At 51.5% G+C, this 19,891-nt stretch carries 20 protein-coding genes; 8 read left to right on the forward strand and 12 right to left on the reverse strand.

What is annotated here, in order from left to right; genetic code table 11:
- Window positions 1-4 precede the first annotated feature (4 nt).
- Window positions 5-1,075, forward strand: a complete 1,071-nt coding sequence (locus HU175_RS06645; RefSeq protein WP_176565841.1) for a fatty acid desaturase family protein — start codon at window positions 5-7, stop codon at window positions 1,073-1,075.
- A gap of 1 nt (window position 1,076) precedes the next feature.
- Here the strand turns inward: HU175_RS06645 and HU175_RS06650 are convergent, their stop codons facing one another.
- The gene (locus HU175_RS06650) at window positions 1,077-1,958 is read right to left on the reverse strand and encodes a DNA/RNA non-specific endonuclease (RefSeq protein ID WP_176565842.1); all 882 of its coding nucleotides are present in this window, start codon (window positions 1,956-1,958) and stop codon (window positions 1,077-1,079) included.
- Window positions 1,959-2,064: 106 nt separating this feature from the next.
- Here HU175_RS06650 and HU175_RS06655 point away from each other — a divergent pair, with 106 nt between their 5' ends.
- Complete coding sequence (locus HU175_RS06655; protein ID WP_176565843.1) at window positions 2,065-4,074, forward strand: tetratricopeptide repeat protein; 2,010 nt, start codon at window positions 2,065-2,067, stop codon at window positions 4,072-4,074.
- Between the two features lie 74 nt (window positions 4,075-4,148).
- Here the strand turns inward: HU175_RS06655 and HU175_RS06660 are convergent, their stop codons facing one another.
- On the reverse strand, window positions 4,149-4,817 hold the full coding sequence (locus HU175_RS06660) for a Uma2 family endonuclease (protein WP_176565844.1): 669 nt from the start codon (window positions 4,815-4,817) through the stop codon (window positions 4,149-4,151).
- 280 nt (window positions 4,818-5,097) lie between these two features.
- On the opposite strand from HU175_RS06660, the gene HU175_RS06665 reads away from it, so the two are divergent.
- The 4 genes from HU175_RS06665 to HU175_RS06680 all read left to right on the forward strand — a co-directional run bounded on the left by HU175_RS06665 (window position 5,098) and on the right by HU175_RS06680 (window position 8,708).
- Complete coding sequence (locus HU175_RS06665) at window positions 5,098-5,427, forward strand: DUF6686 family protein (RefSeq protein WP_176565845.1); 330 nt, start codon at window positions 5,098-5,100, stop codon at window positions 5,425-5,427.
- 113 nt (window positions 5,428-5,540) lie between these two features.
- Entirely contained in the window at window positions 5,541-5,882 is a 342-nt protein-coding gene (locus HU175_RS06670) for a hypothetical protein (RefSeq protein WP_176565846.1), read from the forward strand.
- A gap of 432 nt (window positions 5,883-6,314) precedes the next feature.
- Entirely contained in the window at window positions 6,315-7,724 is a 1,410-nt protein-coding gene (gene dnaA, locus HU175_RS06675; protein ID WP_176565847.1) for a chromosomal replication initiator protein DnaA, read from the forward strand.
- Between the two features lie 18 nt (window positions 7,725-7,742).
- A complete protein-coding gene (locus HU175_RS06680; RefSeq protein WP_228724346.1) occupies window positions 7,743-8,708 on the forward strand; it encodes a GNAT family N-acetyltransferase in 966 nt (321 codons plus the stop codon).
- Here HU175_RS06680 and HU175_RS06685 read toward each other — a convergent pair whose 3' ends face one another.
- From HU175_RS06685 to HU175_RS06725, 9 genes are all read right to left on the reverse strand, one after another.
- Window positions 8,709-9,497, reverse strand: a complete 789-nt coding sequence (locus HU175_RS06685; RefSeq protein WP_176565848.1) for a DUF3108 domain-containing protein — start codon at window positions 9,495-9,497, stop codon at window positions 8,709-8,711.
- Window positions 9,498-9,523: 26 nt separating this feature from the next.
- Window positions 9,524-10,570, reverse strand: coding sequence for an aminopeptidase (locus tag HU175_RS06690; RefSeq protein ID WP_176565849.1), 1,047 nt, complete (start codon window positions 10,568-10,570; stop codon window positions 9,524-9,526).
- A gap of 83 nt (window positions 10,571-10,653) precedes the next feature.
- Window positions 10,654-11,214 carry a GNAT family N-acetyltransferase gene (locus HU175_RS06695; RefSeq protein WP_176565850.1) on the reverse strand — a complete coding sequence of 187 codons (561 nt, stop codon included), beginning with the start codon at window positions 11,212-11,214 and terminating at the stop codon, window positions 10,654-10,656.
- On the reverse strand, window positions 11,214-12,320 hold the full coding sequence (locus HU175_RS06700; RefSeq protein WP_176565851.1) for a mandelate racemase/muconate lactonizing enzyme family protein: 1,107 nt from the start codon (window positions 12,318-12,320) through the stop codon (window positions 11,214-11,216). Before HU175_RS06700 ends, HU175_RS06695 begins: the two co-directional genes overlap by 1 nt.
- A gap of 51 nt (window positions 12,321-12,371) precedes the next feature.
- A complete protein-coding gene (locus HU175_RS06705; RefSeq protein ID WP_176565852.1) occupies window positions 12,372-13,490 on the reverse strand; it encodes an amidohydrolase family protein in 1,119 nt (372 codons plus the stop codon).
- A gap of 25 nt (window positions 13,491-13,515) precedes the next feature.
- Window positions 13,516-13,995, reverse strand: a complete 480-nt coding sequence (gene ispF, locus HU175_RS06710) for a 2-C-methyl-D-erythritol 2,4-cyclodiphosphate synthase (RefSeq protein ID WP_176565853.1) — start codon at window positions 13,993-13,995, stop codon at window positions 13,516-13,518.
- On the reverse strand, window positions 13,992-14,360 hold the full coding sequence (locus HU175_RS06715) for a HEPN domain-containing protein (RefSeq protein ID WP_176565854.1): 369 nt from the start codon (window positions 14,358-14,360) through the stop codon (window positions 13,992-13,994). The genes ispF and HU175_RS06715 overlap by 4 nt, the downstream gene beginning before the upstream one ends.
- Before the next feature lie 20 nt (window positions 14,361-14,380).
- Window positions 14,381-14,734 (reverse strand): nucleotidyltransferase domain-containing protein, encoded by a 354-nt coding sequence (locus HU175_RS06720; protein WP_176565855.1) that lies wholly within the window; start codon window positions 14,732-14,734, stop codon window positions 14,381-14,383.
- Window positions 14,735-14,753: 19 nt separating this feature from the next.
- Window positions 14,754-16,007 carry a M16 family metallopeptidase gene (locus HU175_RS06725; RefSeq protein WP_176565856.1) on the reverse strand — a complete coding sequence of 418 codons (1,254 nt, stop codon included), beginning with the start codon at window positions 16,005-16,007 and terminating at the stop codon, window positions 14,754-14,756.
- Between the two features lie 86 nt (window positions 16,008-16,093).
- On the opposite strand from HU175_RS06725, the gene HU175_RS06730 reads away from it, so the two are divergent.
- Both HU175_RS06730 and HU175_RS06735 read left to right on the forward strand, forming a co-directional pair.
- Window positions 16,094-17,221, forward strand: a complete 1,128-nt coding sequence (locus HU175_RS06730) for a hypothetical protein (protein ID WP_228724347.1) — start codon at window positions 16,094-16,096, stop codon at window positions 17,219-17,221.
- A gap of 153 nt (window positions 17,222-17,374) precedes the next feature.
- Complete coding sequence (locus tag HU175_RS06735; protein WP_176565857.1) at window positions 17,375-17,941, forward strand: DoxX family protein; 567 nt, start codon at window positions 17,375-17,377, stop codon at window positions 17,939-17,941.
- Window positions 17,942-17,955: 14 nt separating this feature from the next.
- On the opposite strand, the gene HU175_RS06740 is transcribed toward HU175_RS06735, so the two are convergent.
- Window positions 17,956-19,881: a DNA polymerase III subunit gamma/tau gene (locus HU175_RS06740; protein ID WP_176565858.1), complete on the reverse strand. Its 1,926-nt coding sequence runs from the start codon at window positions 19,879-19,881 to the stop codon at window positions 17,956-17,958.
- Window positions 19,882-19,891 lie beyond the last annotated feature (10 nt).

A 19,891-nucleotide genomic window follows, 5' to 3' on the forward strand; every position in this document is an offset into this window, starting at 1 on the left:
TTCTATGAAAGTACTAGGTAGTATTCATGACCCCGTTTTTACCAACCGTAACTACAGCCGACTCGACCAGTTTTTTCTCCGGTACATTAAAGACGAGCGGGATCTACCATTCGTTTACCTGACCTTAAAAATTACGTTTACGCTTATTCCGCTCAGCATCCTGCTGTTTATGCCTTTCATTGACGGCGGTATCTGGTGGGCTGTGGCTGCTGTGCATTTATACATCAGCAACTTCGTTTTCAAAGGTCCATTCGGCCTGATGCTGCACTGCACAAGCCACCGGCAGTTTTTCAAGAATGAGTACGACTGGATGAATAAATACATCCCATGGATTATGGCGCCTTTCTTCGGCCATACCCCGGAAACGTACTACAGCCACCATATTGGTATGCACCATCCCGAAAACAATATGGAAGATGACGACAGCAGCACTATGGCGTTTCAGCGGGACAGCTTCCGGAGCTTTCTGTCTTACTTCGGGCAGTTTCTGGTAGTTGGCGTTTACAACCTGCTTGGGTACCTACGCCGGAAAAACCGATCTAAACTGGCAACCCGGGCCATGCGGGGCGAAGTCATTTTCTTTGTCAGCTGCGTGGTTCTCCTGTTCATTAATGCGCCGGCTACAATCATGGTTTTTATCCTGCCCATGTTTATTTACCGGCTTATCGCTATGCTGGGCAACTGGACGCAGCATGCGTTTGTGGATGGCGAAGACCCGGGTAATGCCTACAAGAACAGCATTACGTGCATCAACGTAAAGTATAACAAGAAATGCTGGAACGATGGCTATCACATCAGCCACCACGTTCGCCCGGGTATGCACTGGACCGAGCACCCTACCTTCTTCCAGAAGACACTCGATAAATACGCCCAGAACCGGGCTGTTATCTTCGACGGGCTGGATTTCCTGCAGATTTTCTACTTCCTGATGCGCAAGCGCTACGACAAACTGGCCCGGCACATGGTGAACCTGGACGGTACGTTTGCCAACGATCAGGATGCAATCGACCTGCTGCGCTACCGGACACAACGGATTGCCGTTGCGGAGCCAATCAGTGTGCTGCAAACGGCGTAGGCTAATTAACCTGGCCGTCAATACGTGCCTCGATCTGACGCTGCACGCTGCCGGACACAGTAGACAGAAAATCATAACCCGTTAGTCGTTCCAGTTCATCAACGCTCGTTACGTAGGCCTGCCAGTTTTTATCGGCAGCCGCCTGCGTATTAGGAATGTTGACGGCAATGACGCGGGTTGTGTTTGTTATCCGGCTGACATCGTTGGAGCCGGTTGGTAAGACGACAATAATTTTCCAGAGGCTAGCCGGTACAGTCAATCGGCCATTGGCCAGCGTTGTGGCGTAGCCGTTACTGCCCGTACCGCCTGTGCCATACGTACCGGCTATGACGTAGGCTTCGTTACCGCCATTGATGAGTTCGCGTTCGTAATCTTCTAAATTTTTCCACACTTCCCGGTTATGCCGCGGGGCTTGTGGCACGATGTTGGTTAGGAGAAAGGTGGCCGTATTGTCTGCTGCCGATCCGTCGCGATCGTCGGAAGGGCAGAGGTGCCCCCGGTCAAAGCCGGTGTTTGTATAGTTCGATGTCTTTACGGCAAACCAATCCGGTGGCAGGGTTGGGTCAGGCTGGAAATCGTTGGCGCGCCGGGCATCACCTTTCCAGGCTGTGCTCAGATGCCAGCTAACCCAGTTGGCAATACCCCGCTGGCGGCTGTAGGACACTACGTACGTTGACTTGGTTAGCAGGTAGTTTTCAGGGTCGCTGAGCGAAGCGCCACTTGGATTACCCAGCGCCAGATGATCGTCGCGGGTGGGCTGCGTTGAGTTGGCTGACGGTTTGGGCGTGCTTCCCCGGAAACAGCCCGACAGCAGCAAACTCAAGACCACCGAAAAGACAATTGTTGGAAGCGGACGACGTACTGAAATTGATTTTACTGACATTGTTACGAACTTTACAACAGATTAAAAACAGCCAGTAACTGGCTTAGCCTATAGGGCTACTGAGTAAACGCGCAACTGACCCAAAATAGACGAGTTTTTCGCTGGTATGGCCAAAAAAAAACAGGACCCTGTCACACGACCGGTATCTCCCAAACCTGCTTCAACCGCTGGAAATAGCGTAAATCGCCCGACCTCTGTGCGGGCTTCTGACCCGATAACCCGGCCTGCCAGCCGCCCGGTAACGGCTTCGGCAACCCGGCCAACCACTCCTGATCAAACGGCGACATTACCCATCGAGGTCCGGCCGGTCGAATGGTGGCCACCGCTGGTGCTCGCCTTGCTGGGCGCTCTGTTGTACGTCAATACCTTCGGGCACCAGTACGCCCTTGACGATATTGCCGCCATTGAGCAGAATCTGTTCGTAAAAAAAGGAATAGCCGGTATCCGGGACCTGATGCGTACTGAGTTCTGGCACTTCAGCAATATCTCACTGGGGTATTACCGCCCGCTGTCGCTGATTACGTTTGCTCTTGAGCAGGAGTTTTTCAAAGACAACCCACACATCAGCCACATCATCAACGCCGTACTGTACGCCCTGACGGGGCTGGTTATCGGCGTGTTGCTGCAGAAGTGGCTGCCGAAACAAACCATTACGGCTTTCCTGATCGGGTTGGTATTTATAGCCCACCCAATCCACACGGAGATCGTAGCGAACATTAAAGGGCGGGACGAAATTCTGAGCTTCCTCTTTATTTCGCTGATGCTGCTGTCATACTGGAAATACCTGGAAACGGATGAAAAAGGCTGGATTGCCAGCGCCTGCCTCTCCCTGTACTTTGCTTTCCTGTCGAAGGAATCGTCCATCGTGAGTCTGGCTCTTATTCCAGCGATACAGTACTGGTTTACAAAACGAAACATCTGGCAGTCACTGGTGAGCCTCTGGCCGTTTCTGATCGTTACCGCGCTGTTCTTCTTCCAGAAACAGCGGATGATTGGTACACTAAGCGGCAACCCGCCGGTCGACTGGGCGAACTATCCGTATGCGATTGAGAAGACGCAGAAGTCGACGATGTTCAAGTTCCTGATGTACTACATCCGGCTGCTCGTGCTGCCACACCCGCTGGTCTATGACTACTCCTACAACGTAATACCATCGGGTGGTAAAGGTGATCTGCTGACCTGGGCGGGCTTCTTTACGTTCGTTGCCTTTGTCTGGCTAACGTGGAAAGGATTTCTGAAAAAGACACTGTGGGGTTTTGGACTTTTCTGGTTCTTCGTCACTATGGCACCGGGTCTGGGCTTCATTTACTTCCGAGGTGGTATCTTCGCCGAGCGTTTTACGTACGCAGCCGTTATGGGCTTTGCCTTTGTGCTGATCTGGGCGTTGCAAAAACTGCTGGTTCGCGAATCGCCTGACTCGCCGAAACCGGTGCTGGTACGTTACGCGCCCGTGCTGGGCCTGATGGCCGTAGTCGTAGGACTCTACTCGTTCAAAACTGTTGAGCGAAACCGCGACTGGGAGAACAACTTTGTGCTGTTTAATTCAGCCCTGCCATACGTGCCAAACAGTTGTCAGGTCCAGCGACACGTTGCCAACGAGTGGATTCAGAAAGGGCTGAAAGACCGGGCCAAGGCCGATTCAATTGCTGCTGCGGTAAACGGCATCAAGCCAAAGCCAACACTTGAACAGGTGAAGAAAGGCCAGGCGCTGATTGACACGAACATTGCCCATGCGAACAAACATGGTCGCTGGGCGCTGGATCACCTGCAGGAGTCGACCCGGATCTACCCCAGCTTCGGGGAGGCCTATTTTTCAATGGCCTATGTCTTCCAGAAGATTACGCCAAACGTCGATTCAGCAAAGTATTACTACAAGCAAACCATCCGGGCAGCCAATGCCTACGCTCCCGCTTACAATAACTTGGGCGTTATTTACCAGGGCGAAGGCTTTGCCGAGAATAACCAGCAGAAGCTGCAACTGGCGTCGTACTACTACAATCAGTCAACTGTGGTTAACCCCGCTTACGTCGACGGACAAAACAACCGCGACAACCTGGCTAAAGCAACCGGTATCAACGTACGTGCGCTGCCCGATTCGATCCTTAGAAAGTATTAATAGAAACGTTTTCACGTAACAAGGGCTGGCTTCTTATGGTAGAAGCCAGCCCTTGTTTTTTTGTGGAGTTCAAGTTAGTGCTCGGCCAGTAACCGCTGTAAGACTTCCTGATTGGTTTCTTTGTCAAAAACTGCCCGAACCGGAATTGTAAAGCCGGGAATTGTGTAAGCGCTGATACTGTCGGTCAGGTGAAAATTTCCTGCCTGGTCAAAAGCCATAAACTCGTTATCTAGTCGGTACTGTTCAATAGTTTGCCGGGTTGGATCGATAAGCCAGTATTCCCGAACGCCATGTGATGCGTAATCTTCAAACTTGATGCCTCGATCACGTTTGGCTGTTCCTTTTGACAAAACTTCGACGACCAGATCTGGGGCTGGATGCTGCATTGTTTCATCATCGAACGTGTCGGCTACTTCTCTACGCCAGAAACATATGTCGGGCTCATAATCATTACGAGTTAGCGTAACGAGTGCTTTCTCCGTATCAACCTCGCCCAGATTGTGAGCCACGACAAAGTTATGGAGCAGATTAGCCAGCAACTTGCTTGCCCGTAAATGCTTTCGTCTTACTGGCGAGTGCATAACGACCTGCCCATTAATAAACTCAGCTTTTATATCATCCTGAAGCCATTCATAAAATTCCTGTCGGCGCTTTTTCTCATCGTTCAATACAGCCTGAACGCGATCAATGATCAATTGAGCGTCGGGAGCGTCTAGTAAATCAGCCACTAGTTCAGTGAGCATATCAGGTTCGTTTGGTTGAATTTACTAAAAACTTCCTGACAGTTTCGTGGACTCTCAACGGTCGCCCGTAGAATAGCATTAGTTATTTTAATTATTTAGAAATTTTCTAAATAATTTACCCTGTTATTTGGATTGAATCTAAACAAGGGCTACGTTTGTCCTGTCGCTGTTCGACACTACGCTGTTCTAAGCGTTTAAAGAGCTTAAGCCCTGCCGGATTTGGCGAGAACCGTCAAGACAATTACTGAACCTGGCAGGCACAAACTAAACCAACGTTCGTATGAATAACCGGCATGATTTACGGAGTCTGGTTGAATGGGACAACGGCTACATTGGCCATTGCAGCTGCTGCGGAACCTATAACGTAGCCTTCAAAAACTCGCTGTTCGTCCTGAAAGCGGCCGAATTTGAATGGTTTCGGGAGGTGATGCTAAGTCGGGAACACCTGGGGTCGTTCCATACCACTCACGGCAAGGAAATTTACGTACCTACGCCACTACAGAACTATTTTATCCTGTTCTCGGAAGACGAATTAACCGAGTTGCTGGAAAAACTAGCCGAAGTAAGTCCGCTGGTCCAGGCCGATCAGATTCTGAACAGGTTGGTTTAAAGTGCTTTTCGTTGGAGCAATTCCGCAACGCCATGCGGGCGTGACCGATTCGTACCCCGGCTTGAACCGGGGTGCTGAATTTTCCTGTCAGAAAACAAGACGTGTCATTGTCTATGCTACCGGTTACCGATCCTCTCTTTCGCACGCGTTACGGGCAAACGCACTACCTGCGGTTAATGCAACAGGTTTATATTGAGTTTGGCGAACTACGTACCTGTTACACCCCAGCCTCGCTGAGTCGGCTCGCCTTACTTGTCGATCAACTGATCCATAGATCAGCAGAGATTTCTCCCAACTCCCACTGCCGATTACTCAATCCACCCGAAACCAGTGGGCGGGTGTTTCGTTTCTCCAACGACGAACTGCTGGATTTGCAGGACCTGCTGCATGGCTCAACTGCGCTGATTGACCTCTACGATTTTCTCCATAGTCAGCTTATTACGGTCGAAGGTTAGTGGTCGTCAAATCACGACCGCTGTAAGGGTTCCGGTGTTTGATTTTCTGTGACTACAGGGTACTGGAACGAGTATGAACTGATTACAGGACGGGCGTTATAGGCTGTGGCCGAAAATTTTCTGCCCTGGTTGACGTGAACTGGACTGATGGTTCAGATTAAAAAAAATAACCGTTTAGTAAAGAGAAGGCGTGTAGGTAGGTCACTGACAATCATTCCCAAATTCTCGTCGGGAGAGATCTGCGCAAGGGTTGGTGGTTTTACCGGATTGGCTTAATTTTAGCTTAACAAAGAGAAGCCGAGCGGAAGGTTCGCTAAAAACACCAGACGCCAGGGACGGGCCAGATGGATTAATTAGCTACCTTTGTCTCCCTTTTTTGAGCGACACCCCGTAAGCAGTACGTAACCCGTGAATGGAACGACCCCACCAGTAATGCAACGCGAAGTAACAACCGTGTGGAATCGCTGTTTGAGCGTGATTCGTGAGATCGTGCCCGATCAGAGTTTCAAAACCTGGTTTGAACCCATTGTACCCCTGCGGCTCAATGGATCGGTGCTGACCATTCAGGTGCCCAGTGAATTCTTTTACGAATGGCTGGAAGAAAACTTCGTCCATGCGCTGCGGAAAGCGCTCGATACAGCGATTGGTCGCGATGGACAGCTGGAATATTCAATCATTGTCGATAAAGGTAACGCGCAGAACCGTCCGCTGACGGTGAACATGCCGACGACCAAGTCGCCCCAGACCGCCAAGCCCGACAACGTCAGCCCGAATCTCCTGAAAAGCCCATTTGAGCTTAAGGACTTGGACTCACTAACGCTGGATTCGTACCTGAATCCGAGTTATACGTTCGATAATTACGTTGAGGGAGATTGCAACCGGCTAGCCCGTCAGGCCGGGTATGCGGTAGCTGAACGGCCGGGTGTTACGTCGTTCAATCCGTTGATGATCCACGGTGGGGTAGGACTGGGAAAAACGCACTTGGTGCAGGCTATTGGGAACTACATCAAGAATCACAACCAGAACAAATTTGTCCTGTACGTAACGTCAGAGAAGTTCACGAATCAGTTCCTGAACGCCATCCGGACAGATGGGATTCGTGATTTTACGAGTTTCTACATGCAGGTCGACGTACTGGTGATTGATGACGTTCAGTTTCTGCAGAAAAAGGAAAAGACGCAGGAGATTTTCTTCCATATTTTCAATCACTTGCACCAGTCAGGTAAGCAGATTATTATGACCTCCGACCGGGCTCCCCGTGCGCTCGACGGCCTAGAAGATCGCCTGCTGTCGCGGTTTAAATGGGGACTATCGGCCGATCTGCAAACGCCCGATCTTGAAACCCGGATTGCCATTATCCAGAAGAAACTCCAGGCCGAAGGGATCTATATCGAAGATGCCGTTATTGAATACCTGGCCCATAGTGTTAACACGAACGTTCGGGAACTGGAAGGCGTCATCGTTTCATTAATGGCGCAGGCGTCGCTGAACCGGCGTGATATTGACTTGGAACTGGCCAAGCATACCCTGCGTAACATCGTCGTTGATTCCGAGCGGGAGGTGACCATCGACTCGGTGCAGGAACTGGTGGCCCAGCATTTCAACGTAACGATTGCCGACCTGAAGGCGAAAAGCCGGAAGCGGGAGCTGGTGTACCCCCGTCAGGTTGCTATGTATCTGGCTAAGGAAAAAACAGACCTGTCGCTCAAATCCATAGGCTACCATTTTGGCGGTCGCGATCACAGCACAGTTATCCACGCCATTCAAACGATCAGCGACGCGGTTGCTAAGCATCCTGAAACGCGCGATGTGATCGAAAAGCTGAAAACGCAGTTGGCGTAGCGTTACGTTATACAAGTCGTGGCAACATCTCCCTGCCTGCTGAACCGCTCCGAACTGGATACCGTGGCCTGGGATAAATGCGTCACGGCCTCCCCAAATCATATTGTGTACGGCTATTCCTGGTATCTGGATAGTGTTTTGTCCGAACCTGGCTGGAAATGGATGGGGCTGGTCGGGACCAATGAAGTTGGAACGTATCAGGCTGTAATGCCGATACCGCTGCGCCGAAAGTTTGGCCAATGGGTTGTACACCAACCGCTATTCTGCCAGTTTCTGGTCGTTTTCGCTCAGGAAGCCACTATTGACCCGTTACCGTTCTACCGGGTCGTCCAACAGCACTTTCGGTACGGTTCAAAGCTGAGCTTAGGCGAAACAACTAGTGCTCCGAACTGTTTCGAGCGAATTGAGCCACAGCATACGTATGTGCTTGATCTGCGTAACTCGTACGAAACAATTGCCGGCAATTATAATCGGGATCGTCGGTTAAACCTGCGCCGGGCACAGTCTGTGGGCTGGCAGATCGTTGAATCAGACGATATTGCCAGCTTGATCACCCTGTTCCGGGTGCATCATGCCGTCGGTGTGCAGGGGGGCGTTGGTGAGTGGGCTTATGTGATTCTGGCGAAGCTGTATGAAGCGTTACGTCTGCGCCAACTGGCGAGATTGCGCTATGCGCTACTGGATGGGCAGATTGAAGCAGGAGTACTGTTTGTGCAGGAGGGTAATCGAATTATCTACCTCTTCAATGCAGCCTCGACTAAGGGACGTACCGGCAATGCCCGTACTCTATTGCTCGATCAATTGGTTCGGGAGCAGGCGCAGCAGCCGCTCGTGCTCGACTTCGAAAGCCCCGAAAAAGCGTCAATCGCCCAGTTTTATCAAAGTTTCGGGGCCGCGGCCGAACCGTATCAGATAGTTTCCTGGAATCGGCTGACGCGTATCGAACGCACGTTACTACGTATCAAAAACAGCCTGATCAGGTAATCAGAAATACCGCAGGGGGTGTTTCAGACCGTTGTTCTGGCGTAGGTCCATCACCATTGAGCCAACCCAAAGGTCAACTTCGACCTTTACCGGAATTTTATTCAGATCATCGGACACGAAGATACGAATAGACTCTTCTTGCTTGAACAGCTTGTTGGCCGGCAGAACCGGGTTAAGTTTTATAACGTTGATTTTGCCTTCCTTGGCTTTGATAACCGACTTGCCCCGGTAGCGAACTTTCATGTTATACACCGTATCGTCGTAGAAAGCGGGTACTTCAATAACCTGTCCGTTGGTCAAACGATTGAAATCGATCGTGCGCAGAAAGTAGTAGCCACTAATCAGGTCATGGACGTTTTCGGGCACTTTAAAAATGTCCCGTTCCGTGCGCTCTTCAGCTTTTACCGTGTTTGCGTCATGGTTGAACGTAATATTCTCTTCCTTCCGGTAACTGTTTTCCCGGATGTTGGTATAAAATTTCTGGGGTAAAATTGCCGACGTATCGATGTAGGAGCGCCACGTATCACGAACCTTCGTTACCAGATCGAAGGCACCTACCGTACGGCCGTCAACGTTCACCCGGTAACAGGGTCGTTCATTAACTTTGAACAAGGATGGACTAACGTCAATAACGGCTTCGGCAGCGTTGACAAAGCCGTAGTGAACACGGTATTCAAGATGTTCGCCTGGGCCAAAGCTGTTGTTAACGACGCGTCGATACGAATTGAGTGCCGTAAAACCGGACCCTAAAAAGGCAATGATACCCAGACCAATCAGAAACTTCTTCATAGAAAAGCAGCGCGCCAATCTGGCTTTTAAAAAGATGGATAGGTTTGCTTCAGGTATGTTAGATAGCGGGTAAAGTCGCTGTTAAATTGTTTTTCAAATTCCTGCCGGAAGCGATTCTGCTGCTTCCGATACGTCAGATAACCAATAAAATACGCGTTGTTGGGCAGCTTTAGTTTTTCCAGCCGCCCTTTTTTTACTGAACGTACCCTAGACTGACTGCGTTCGTCCCGGATCGTATCGGAGCTAACCACAATCTGCCGGATCGTTTGCCACTTCAGTGAATCTTTGATGGCTACCGACGTTGTCGGTTTAAACGATTTGTATAAACTATCGAGTAACTGAGCTCCCTTCAACACATGCTCATCATACCGGCCGTAGAACACCTTTGCAGCTTCGTAGTCCTTGTACTGAACTGACGCTGGTCCGTATTTCTGAGCCAGAAAGCGAGCCGCGCCGTATTCTCCCACAAAGTCGGCCAGGTTCTCGTTATACTCCAGACTGTTTTTTACAAACAGCGTGCCATGTGTCAACTCGTGAATAATCAGTTCGGCCAGACTCCCCTCTGAACGGGCCAGAAAACTGGATAGTATCGGATCATTCAGAAAGCCCAGCGTCGACCAGGCCGATACTTCCCCGACCCGTGTGTCCAGTCCCTCTGTCTTTAGCTCCTCCAGCTGCTGGTCGGCACGGTCCTTTTCGAAGAAACCCTTGTACGAAAATGTTCCCAGAATCGGGAAGTGCCATTGTTGGGCAACCAGTTGATACGGCTGGGCGGCAGTAATGACCCAGAGGATTGGTTTTCCCTGCTGATCGTAGAACGACTCGTAGCTTCCCGACGGATCTAGCCCTAAGGAATCAATGGAAAAACGCTTTATTTCCTGGATTAGTTTAATTTTCTGTTTCAACGAGTCCGGATAGGCCGGATCTGCCAGTACGTCCGCTACGGGTTTGGTGTTCCATAAAATAGTCAATTGCCCCTTGGCCTGCATCCAGCCGTAGCTGACCAGCTCCCATTGCCAGGCAATGAGAATGAGTAAGAGACCTATACTACCAAGAGCAATTTTCTTTCCCATTGGTTGGAAATGAATAAAGGAAATAAACGGTCGAGTAACTCACTCCTACGCGTAAAAACGGACCGGCGATGCAAGGGTTTATGCTACGCCTGCCAGTCCCACACCACAACGATCCAGTTCTCTCTCAGCGTTGGGTCATAAAACGTTTCCAGCGGTTTGAAACCGACCCGCTCGTGGGCACGCTGGGACCGCGTATTTTTCTCCGAAATGTCTGTTATAAGCAAATGATACTGACCACTGTACACCTCCCGTTGGTGCTGGTACATCCGGTCGAAAACCTGCTGCCCCCGGTAGCCCGCGCCAACGCAGACCTGTCCCATGACGTAATACGCCTGTTTACGCATGGGTTTCCCCTGATACACAATCGTATTAACAGACTCAAACAGCGGTAGTAACTCGGGAATGTCGTTCGCGAATTCGGGCAGCATTGTCAGACAGTAGCCTACTACTGTATCGCCGTCTTTAGCAATAACGCTGGGAGCAGCGGCATTCATGCGCGTGAGAACCTCGGGATCGTGGTTAACCGTCACAAATCCCTGGTCTATCTGGGCGTCAAGCGATAAATGCTGGCGGAGGTTGGCCTGTTGCAGCGTGAGGATTCCCTGCACATCGGCTGGTGACTGGACGGTGGTAATCGTAATCATTACGAAAGAGAAACAAGCTTACTGGAGCACTGCTTCAAAAACGTAGCATCAATGCTGGCACCGATGCCTGGGGTATCGGGAAGACTAATCACGTAACCCGTGTAGGTAATACCGCCCTCAATCGGATCACTGGCATGCTCAAAACAGCCGTCCAGGTCATAAAAAACGATATTCTGACGGGCAGCAGCAAAATGAGCGTTGGCCGTCAGTCCCAGCCGCGACTCCGACATGCAGCCAATCATGCAGGGGATACCGGCTGCTTCGGCGATGGCATTGATGCTAAGTGCTTCGAAAATGCCCCCACTTTTTGAAAGTTTGATGTTGAAATAATCGACGGCCTCTTCGCGTACCAGCCGGATCGCGTCGCTAGCGTCAAACAGCGATTCGTCGGCCATGATCGGCACCGGCGACTGTTGTCGAATCTGACGTAATCCTGTTACGTTCTGTCGTTTGATGGGCTGCTCGCAGTACTGCACGTTCCAGGAGCCAATGGTACGTAACACACCCTGCGCCGTCACCACATCCCAGCCCTGATTGGCGTCGGTACGGATGGGCGTTACGTCGCCGATAGCTTCCCGAATGGCTGCGATACGATGGACATCATCGCGCAGATTTGTACCCAGCTTGACCTTAATTGCCTCGGCCCCCTGCGCCTGTATCCGTAGGGCATCATCGGCCATGCGCTCCGGCGTACTAATGTAGATCGTTTCGTCGGTAACCAGCGTCCGTTTGCTTCCCCCTAAAAACTGGTACAGAGGCATATTGGCGGCTTTGGCAGCAATATCATACAACGCCATGTCGAAGGCTGAGCGCGTCGTGGGGTGACCGGGCAGATAACGCGTCAGCGTAGCCAGGCAGGTTTCGATAGCGAGCGGATTTTGTCCGATCAGGAGCCGGGCCATGTCCTCGGCTGCGGCCAGTCCCGAGGCCTGTGTTTCACCCACGATCATCCAGAACGGCGAACCCTCGCCCCAGCCCGTAACAGCCTCATCCGTTTGAATCTGGACCAGTAAATTACGGGCGTGCTCGATGGTCCCCAGCGAAATAGCAATGGGTGCCTTCAGCGGAATGTTGTACTGATAGAGGGTTATGGCGGTGATAATCATGGATACAAAAAGCCCGGTGACGGGGCAATATATAGCGTCACCGGGCAAAAATTAATTAGGGAACTGACTCTTATCCAAACCGGGAATGATACGCAGGGCATTTTTATAGTAAACCTTTTTCAGGATTTCATCCGGTAGTGCCATGCCATACATGCGCCAGAACGCGTGGTATTTCTTGTGATAGGGGAAGTATTCGTCGTCCGTTTCCAGCACCCGGAAATACGTGGCGTACTCGGATGGGACCCAGCTATCTTTTCCAAATAGAATCCGGTCCTGATACTTCTCGAAGAACTTACGCGACGCCCGTGGCTGGCGACCTAACTCAGCGATAACGGCCCCGATTTCGACGTTCATGTTCGGAAACACCGTCATCAGACTGTCGAGTTTATTAAGGTCATTGGGAAACCAGCCCATATGAGCGGCAATAAACGTCGTTTTAGGGTGTTTTCGGAATACATTGTGCTGCTCGGCCAGCAGCGTTTCCCAGGGAACGGGATTATTCGCCGATCGCCGGCGACCCGCGTGGAGTTTGAGTTCGAGCCAGCGCTCATTATAGCGGTCCATTGGATCCCAGAACGATTTAGGGTCGGCCGTGTGGATAAGCACCGGGATGCCCAGCTCCCCGCATTTGTCCCAGATAGCGTCCAGTCGTGGATCATCGACCCGCACCCGGCCACTTTCGTCCATTTTGTCCAGGCCCAGGTTCTTATAAATTTTAAGCCCTTTGGCTCCTTTCTTTACGTCCTGCTCCAGCAGTTGAACGGCTTCTTCCGTCCAGCCCTTCCGGCCGATATCTTCAAAGTTCAGGTTCGTAAACAACGCCAGCCGTTTGGGGGCTGTTTTGCGAGCGTTGGCCAGTGACTGATCGAAAAACTTGGTTCCCTGCTCAACACTGCCCCAACCCCGACCGCTCAGGTTGATCATGATACCCATGTTGAGGCTATCCATCTGCGCGATGAGCGGGTTCAGGTTAGCCTCGTCCATGTTCCATTGGTGGTTGTGTACATCAATGAACGGATACTTCGATTGCGTCAGTTTATGCTCCGGTACCTTTAGCGTCGAAACGGGATCGTATTCTTCGAAGCCGAGGGGCTCGGCAGGTTTCTGATTCTGGCCATAGGCGGTCAGTCCCGTCAGTAACAGGATAGCCAGGCAGGATAGATATTTCATGAGCAGGTTGTTTTAGTGTAAGCAATTAATCCCGGTAAATCAACGCGACGCAGTGAGCGGCAATGCCCTCGCCCCTCCCCACAAATCCGATGTGTTCGGACGTAGTGGCTTTAATGGAAATATCTTCTTCTGGAATGGCCATGACCTCCGCCAAGCAGGTTTTCATAGCTGGAATATGGGGGTTGAGCTTAGGCTCCTGAAGAACAACCGTTACGTCTACGTTCGACACTTCATAGCCAGCACCACGTACCATCTTGAGGACTTCAGTCAGCAGATGTTTACTGTCCACACCCTTCCAGCGCGGGTCTTTGTCTGAGAAGTGGTAACCGATATTGCGCATGTTAGCGGCTCCCAAAAGCGCGTCGCACAGAACGTGACAGACCACATCGGCATCGGAGTGGCCCACTGCCCCAAACGAAGAAGGAATCAGAATTCCGCCGAGCCAGAATGGACGCCCTTCGGCTAGTTTATGCACATCGTAGCCTTGCCCTACGCGTATTTTCATGAAGAGAACTGGTTTTCCCGAAGATAGGCTTCGGTTTGAATCAAAAAGTCAGCGGCTAACTCGATAGCCTCGAAGACATCACTTGACGGGATGTCTTCATCGATTTCGTAATCACTGTGCTGTCTAAGCAAAAAAAGCTCGTGAAAATTTTTAGCGTCCTGTTTCTCGAACGGCCCTTCCTTAACGAAATGCTCGCCAAAAAGTGCTCTGATTGCCGAATGCGATTTGATAATGACGTTTTTACTAACAAGCAGTGCACGAACGGCGTCGAAATAAGCGTAGTAGGCACGGTTGGCGGCACTGCGATAACTGCCGTTTTTATACAATGACCGGGCATCTTGTATGCATTGCTCGGCAAGCGACATGTATGACGCGATCGCTGAATTCATATCAAATGCCCTTCCCGGCGAACGTTCTCGTAAAAAGGCAACGGTGATTGTTGATACTTAGTCAGCGTGGCTGGTTTTACAGCTACCAGTGCGTCGTATTTATCGCATAAATCGTAAGTGACGTCGACCATAAGTCTGATCTCTCTGGCGCTATTGACCATTTCATCCCGAAGTACAACAAGATAATCGACGTCGGATTCGTTATGGAAATCACCCCGGGCGTATGAACCGAACAGCACAACGCAGTCGAGCCGGTCGCCGTAGAGTTCGGTTAAGACCTTCTTCACGTCCTGCGAAAGTGCCTGCAACTGCTCGGCGGTGAGCGGCTTGGGATCGTAGGTGATTTCCATAGTGATCAAATGCTAACCGTTAGGCCGCTACTTCTTCCTCGGCCCGGCGATAGTATAGCGTCGAGCAGTTGTCTTTGCGGAGAATCTGCTGCGCTATCGTTTGCAAATCATCGGACGTAATGGCCTGAATCTGCGCTGCTTCCTGGTTAACCAGCTCCGGGTCACCCGCGTTGGCGGCATAGGCCAGATTCATGGCCCGGTTCAGTAGTTCAACTTCGGCAAAAGCCAGCGAGGCCTCGGCCTGGTTTTTTACTTTGCTCAGTTCCGCGTCAGAAATAGGCTGGTCAATCAGCTCCTGAATCACAGCTTCCACGGCGGCATCGGCTTCTTCCAGCGTAACACCGGCATTGAGCGTACCCTGCACCACCAGCAAACCAGGGTCCAGCGATGCGGTGAGGTAAGCGCCAATATTACTGAACAACGGATTGTCGCGCAGTAGTTTCTGATACAGACGCGACGACTTGCTACGTCCCAGAATGTCGCTGATCAGATCAGCGGTATGGTAACCCGGCGCAAACCGGCCCGGTACGTGGTACGCTTTATAGAGGCTGTCCAGCGGCACTTTGGCGCTGGCTTCCAGCTTGCGGGCTTCGGTCTGCTTCATTTCCTGCGGCAACTGCCGAACGTAAGGGGTACCCGCCGGAATGGGCGCAAACCACTTATCGCACAGTTGCTTTATCTGCTCAACCGTTACGTTTCCTGCCACGACCAGAATGGCGTTGTTCGGCAGGTAATACTTGAAAAAGAAGTCTTTAACGTCGCCCAGCGTAGCATGTTCGATGTGGCTGATGTCTTTACCAATCGTCGCCCAGCGGTAAGGATGCTCTTTGTAGGCCAGCGGACGAAGTTTCAGCCAGACATCGCCGTACGGCTGATTCAGGTACCGCTGTTTGAATTCTTCGATGACAACCTTCTGCTGGACGTCCAGCACCTGCGGATCAAACGACAGGCTCAGCATCCGGTCCGATTCCAGCCAGAAAGCTGTTTCCAGGTTAGCGGCCGGGAGCGTAATGTAATAATTTGTAATATCGGGGCTGGTAAACGCGTTATTCTCCCCGCCGACTTTCTGCAGTGGCTCGTCGTAATTTGGAATGTGGGTTGAGCCGCCAAACATCAGGTGTTCGAACAAATGAGCGAAGCCCGTCCGGTCAGGGTCTTCGTCACGAGAGCCAACGTTGTATAAAATATTAACGGCCGCCATAGGGGTCGATTCGTCTTCGTGGACGAATACCCGCAGGCCATTATCCAGCGTAAATTGTTCGTAATGGATCATAGAAAAACTTTTGCGTATTGCCCTCGTTACGTAATACGCACTTAACAAAAGTACGGTTATGGCCGTATAGAATCAAACGCCCCATCTTGACATCCTTCAGACTTCTTCTACAGTATAGTTTCCTGATTTTATCGTTCAGCCTGCCCGTTTCTGGACAGGCACAGGTGCTGACCGATGCCGCCGTCCAGCAAACGGTCGTCAAAACACTCGACGCTATTTACGGTCAGGAGTTTGCCGAAGCTAATACGTTAATACGCCAGCTTCAGACCCGTTATCCGCAGCATCCGATAGGACCCATTCTTCGGGCTACACTGCTGGAACAGCAGTACGTTCCCGTCGAGCAGAACCCGACTGCCGCTAGTCTGTACATACAGGCGGCCAATCAGGGACTGGAACTGGCCAGGAAAATGCTGGAACGTAACGAAAAGGATCCGGAAGGCGTACTGTTTGCATTGACAGCACATAGCTATCTGGCGCTCATGTACACCAATAAAAACGAGTCGCTGAAAGCGGTTAATGAAGCCAAGAAGGCGTATCCGTACCTCAAACAGGGGTTTGGGATGCAGGAGCAAAGCCCGGATTTTTTCCTGACAACGGGCATGTACAATTACTACGTAGAGCGCTACCCAATGGATCACGCTGTGGTTCGGCCGTTCATGTTTTTCTTTCAGGATGGAGATATGCAGCTGGGCTTAAAGCAAATGGACGTAGCGTCACGGAAAGGCGTACTGATGCGGGCGGGGGCCAACTACTACCTGGCCCATATCTACCTGAAGCATGAGATGAACCCGCAGAAGGCCGCGTTATACTCGAAATATCTGGTCGATAAATACCCCGCCAATCCACTCTACGTCATGCGCCATGCAGAGGCTTTACTACTGGCGGGGCGCTACAGCGAGGCAAAACCGTATGTGCAGCGTCTCAAACAGAGCACTAATCAGATGGCCGCTATGGCAGTGCTTGTCTTCGACGGCATCCTGGACGAACAGGATGAGCGGGATGATAAAACCGCCAGCGCCAACTACCAAGCCGCCCTCAAACTGCCTTTCAACGAGGCTTACACGAAAGAATACCACGCTATGGCGTATGCAGGGCTGGCCCGCATTGCCGCCCGTTCAAACAACAGAAGTCAGGCGAAGGCGTACTACGGGAAAGCACTCAACGTCGGTGCTTACAAATCGTTGATTAAGGAAGGGAAAGCGTTTAAAGAGTAGCTGAATACCGGATAAAATAATTTTTCGATGAGAATCGGCCCCCAGACAGGCTGTAGCTTGTTTGCTATATTTTAATGCCTGACTATCAATCTATTATTTGGGTATCCCCGTTAGTAGTTTCAAAGAAATTTACAAACCCGTAAATGAATTGTTATGAAAACGCTGATCACTTTATTTGAGCGCTTCGAGCGACTGGATGTCAGGATTAATATATGGCTGGTGGCTCATAGCATTACAATTCTTCGGATTTGCCTAGGCCTTGTTTTCTTTGGTTTTGGGGTACTGAAATTCTTCCCTGGCATCAGTCCCATTGAATCGTTAGCTACCCGAACAACGGTTATTCTAACACTGGGACTATTCTCTGGCCACAATGCCATGAATTTTGTAGCTGGTCTGGAATGCATTATCGGAATTTGCTTTCTAACAGGACGGTTTCTGCGCGTTGGCGTGTGGTTGATGGCCGTGCAGATGGCGGGAGCTATGGCGCCGATAGTCCTCTTTCCAACTGAGCTTTTTTCGGGGCCGGGACACGCACCCAGCCTGGCCGCTCAGTATATTCTGAAAGACATCATTTTAATTGCCGCCGGGATGGTGATTGCTGCCACCTGGACTGGTGCCCGGATTATCGCCGAACCCCAAAAGCTGCGTACTACGCTACGTTCCCGCGTGCCAAATGTCTACGGCAGAAAACGGGCGCACACTCCGCCGGCAATAGCTTAGATCCTACGAATGTATTAATAGTCCACCTCCAGATTCAGGACTTTGCGCAGTTCAAGCAGCGCCGGGTTTTTCTCGGCCATAAAGTTGAACTTGTCCTGCGAGCTGTAAATCATCTTCTTTACCTCCTGCACCGTAACCGTGTGCTCCAGCTGAATCTGGCTGTTCTGCAGCTGCTCCCGCAGGTAACCCATCAAATCTGGTTTTAAGTCCGTCAGGTAGCCTACCTGTAACGTATTGTCCAGGGTGATTTGAATAGTCGTCCCCTCAAGAACTAGGGATCGATTCAGCACCAGTTGCTCCGTTGCTGAATCATATTGCTGATGCCGAAGCCGGGCGAACGCATTCCAGGTCGCCTGCAAATCTTCCATCGCAAAGGGTTTGTCGGGTCGGGTAGGGGCAGCTACCGTAATGGTTTCCGTGTCTGCTGATCCCGACTGCATAACGCTGGTGTTTAGCGACACAGTCGACCGAAGGCGGCTGGTGGCCGGACGGGTCGGGGCTGGCATCGCGGGCCGGGGCCGCTCGGGGGCAGTGGCTACTGACGAAGCCACTGGCTGGCTTGCCAAAACAGGCTCCCGCTTGCCGACGCCGGTCGAGATTTCTACCGTCGGATGATTGACTGCCGGAGCCGCCTGTGTCTGATAGCCATTAATGGGCTCGCTGGTAATGGGATGCTGCTCGGTGGGTTGAGCCGCTATGCTAGTTGAGGACTGCGGGTGTCCATTGGGGGCTGGACTGCTGTTTTTTTTTTCGGCGCCGTTTAAGGCACTGGAATCCGGAGATACGCTGGGCAAGCCCGGAGCTGGCGAGCTGCTACGGTCGGGCATTGAATCCCAGTCGAGCACGTTACGCAGATTCGCCACTTTCATCAGCCAGAGTTCGACGTGCAGCCGCTGATCCTTGGCCTGTTTGTAGTTCATGTCGCACTGACCGCCCAGGCTCAGCGCCGACAGTAGAAACGACATGGGCGCGCGCGCCGACTGATCGAGGTATTGCCGACGAACGTTCTCCGTAACCTGAAGCAGCTGAACCGTAGCGCCGTCTTTACACACCAGCAAATCCCGGAAGTGGCGACACAGCCCTACTACAAACTGGTGGGCGTCGAACCCCTTACGCAAGATCTCGTCGACAGTCAGCAAACTCTGGGAGAGATTGCCCGACAGCAGGTGATCAGTCAGTTTGAAGTAATAATCGTAGTCCAGAATGTGCAGGTTATCCAGCACTTCCTTGTACCGGATAATCCGGTCGGCTGCGAACGTAACGTTCAGGTCGAACATAGACAGCGCATCCCGAAGACCGCCGTCGGCTTTCTGAGCGATCAGATCAAGGGCTTCGCCTTCGGCGGTAATACCTTCTTTCTCCGCAATCTGCGCCAGGTGACCGGCAATATGACCGGGCTGAATCCGGTTGAAATCAAAAATCTGGCAGCGCGACAGAATCGTTGGCAGAATCTTGTGTTTCTCCGTCGTCGCCAGAATGAAAATGGCGTAGGTGGGTGGCTCCTCCAGCGTTTTCAGAAAGGCGTTGAAAGCCGCCGACGAGAGCATGTGCACCTCGTCAATGATATAGATCTTGTACTTGCCCGACTGGGGTGGGTAGCGAACCTGATCGATCAGGTTCCGAATATCCTCCACCGAGTTATTCGATGCGGCATCCAGTTCGTGAATATTAAAGGACGCGTTCTGCCGGAAGCTAACGCAGGAGTCGCACTGGTCGCAGGCTTCTCCCTCGGCCGTTAACTCCTGGCAATTGATGGTTTTGGCTAAAATACGGGCACAGGTTGTCTTCCCTACGCCACGCGGTCCGCAGAACAAGAACGCCGACGCTAAGTGATTGGTCTTGATTGCGTTCTTGAGTGTAGTCGTGATGTGTTCCTGCCCAACGACGGTATCGAACGTAGCGGGGCGGTACTTGCGGGCCGAAACCACAAAATTTTCCATACTCAAAGTT

The organism is Spirosoma sp. KUDC1026, from assembly GCF_013375035.1.
In the GTDB taxonomy this organism is placed as follows: domain Bacteria; phylum Bacteroidota; class Bacteroidia; order Cytophagales; family Spirosomataceae; genus Spirosoma.

Coding starts and splice junctions, on each gene's coding strand:
- HU175_RS06685 (WP_176565848.1), bottom strand. CDS start 9,497: ATGAAGAAGTTTCTGATTGGTCTGGGTATCATTGCCTTTTTAGGGTCC.
- HU175_RS06705 (WP_176565852.1), bottom strand. CDS start 13,490: ATGAAATATCTATCCTGCCTGGCTATCCTGTTACTGACGGGACTGACC.
- HU175_RS06650 (WP_176565842.1), bottom strand. CDS start 1,958: ATGTCAGTAAAATCAATTTCAGTACGTCGTCCGCTTCCAACAATTGTC.
- HU175_RS06670 (WP_176565846.1), top strand. CDS start 5,541: ATGCTACCGGTTACCGATCCTCTCTTTCGCACGCGTTACGGGCAAACG.
- HU175_RS06735 (WP_176565857.1), top strand. CDS start 17,375: ATGAAAACGCTGATCACTTTATTTGAGCGCTTCGAGCGACTGGATGTC.
- HU175_RS06725 (WP_176565856.1), bottom strand. CDS start 16,007: ATGATCCATTACGAACAATTTACGCTGGATAATGGCCTGCGGGTATTC.
- HU175_RS06715 (WP_176565854.1), bottom strand. CDS start 14,360: ATGTCGCTTGCCGAGCAATGCATACAAGATGCCCGGTCATTGTATAAA.
- HU175_RS06720 (WP_176565855.1), bottom strand. CDS start 14,734: ATGGAAATCACCTACGATCCCAAGCCGCTCACCGCCGAGCAGTTGCAG.
- HU175_RS06665 (WP_176565845.1), top strand. CDS start 5,098: ATGAATAACCGGCATGATTTACGGAGTCTGGTTGAATGGGACAACGGC.
- HU175_RS06655 (WP_176565843.1), top strand. CDS start 2,065: ATGGCCAAAAAAAAACAGGACCCTGTCACACGACCGGTATCTCCCAAA.
- dnaA (WP_176565847.1), top strand. CDS start 6,315: ATGCAACGCGAAGTAACAACCGTGTGGAATCGCTGTTTGAGCGTGATT.
- ispF (WP_176565853.1), bottom strand. CDS start 13,995: ATGAAAATACGCGTAGGGCAAGGCTACGATGTGCATAAACTAGCCGAA.
- HU175_RS06645 (WP_176565841.1), top strand. CDS start 5: ATGAAAGTACTAGGTAGTATTCATGACCCCGTTTTTACCAACCGTAAC.
- HU175_RS06700 (WP_176565851.1), bottom strand. CDS start 12,320: ATGATTATCACCGCCATAACCCTCTATCAGTACAACATTCCGCTGAAG.
- HU175_RS06740 (WP_176565858.1), bottom strand. CDS start 19,881: ATGGAAAATTTTGTGGTTTCGGCCCGCAAGTACCGCCCCGCTACGTTC.
- HU175_RS06660 (WP_176565844.1), bottom strand. CDS start 4,817: ATGCTCACTGAACTAGTGGCTGATTTACTAGACGCTCCCGACGCTCAA.
- HU175_RS06695 (WP_176565850.1), bottom strand. CDS start 11,214: ATGATTACGATTACCACCGTCCAGTCACCAGCCGATGTGCAGGGAATC.
- HU175_RS06690 (WP_176565849.1), bottom strand. CDS start 10,570: ATGGGAAAGAAAATTGCTCTTGGTAGTATAGGTCTCTTACTCATTCTC.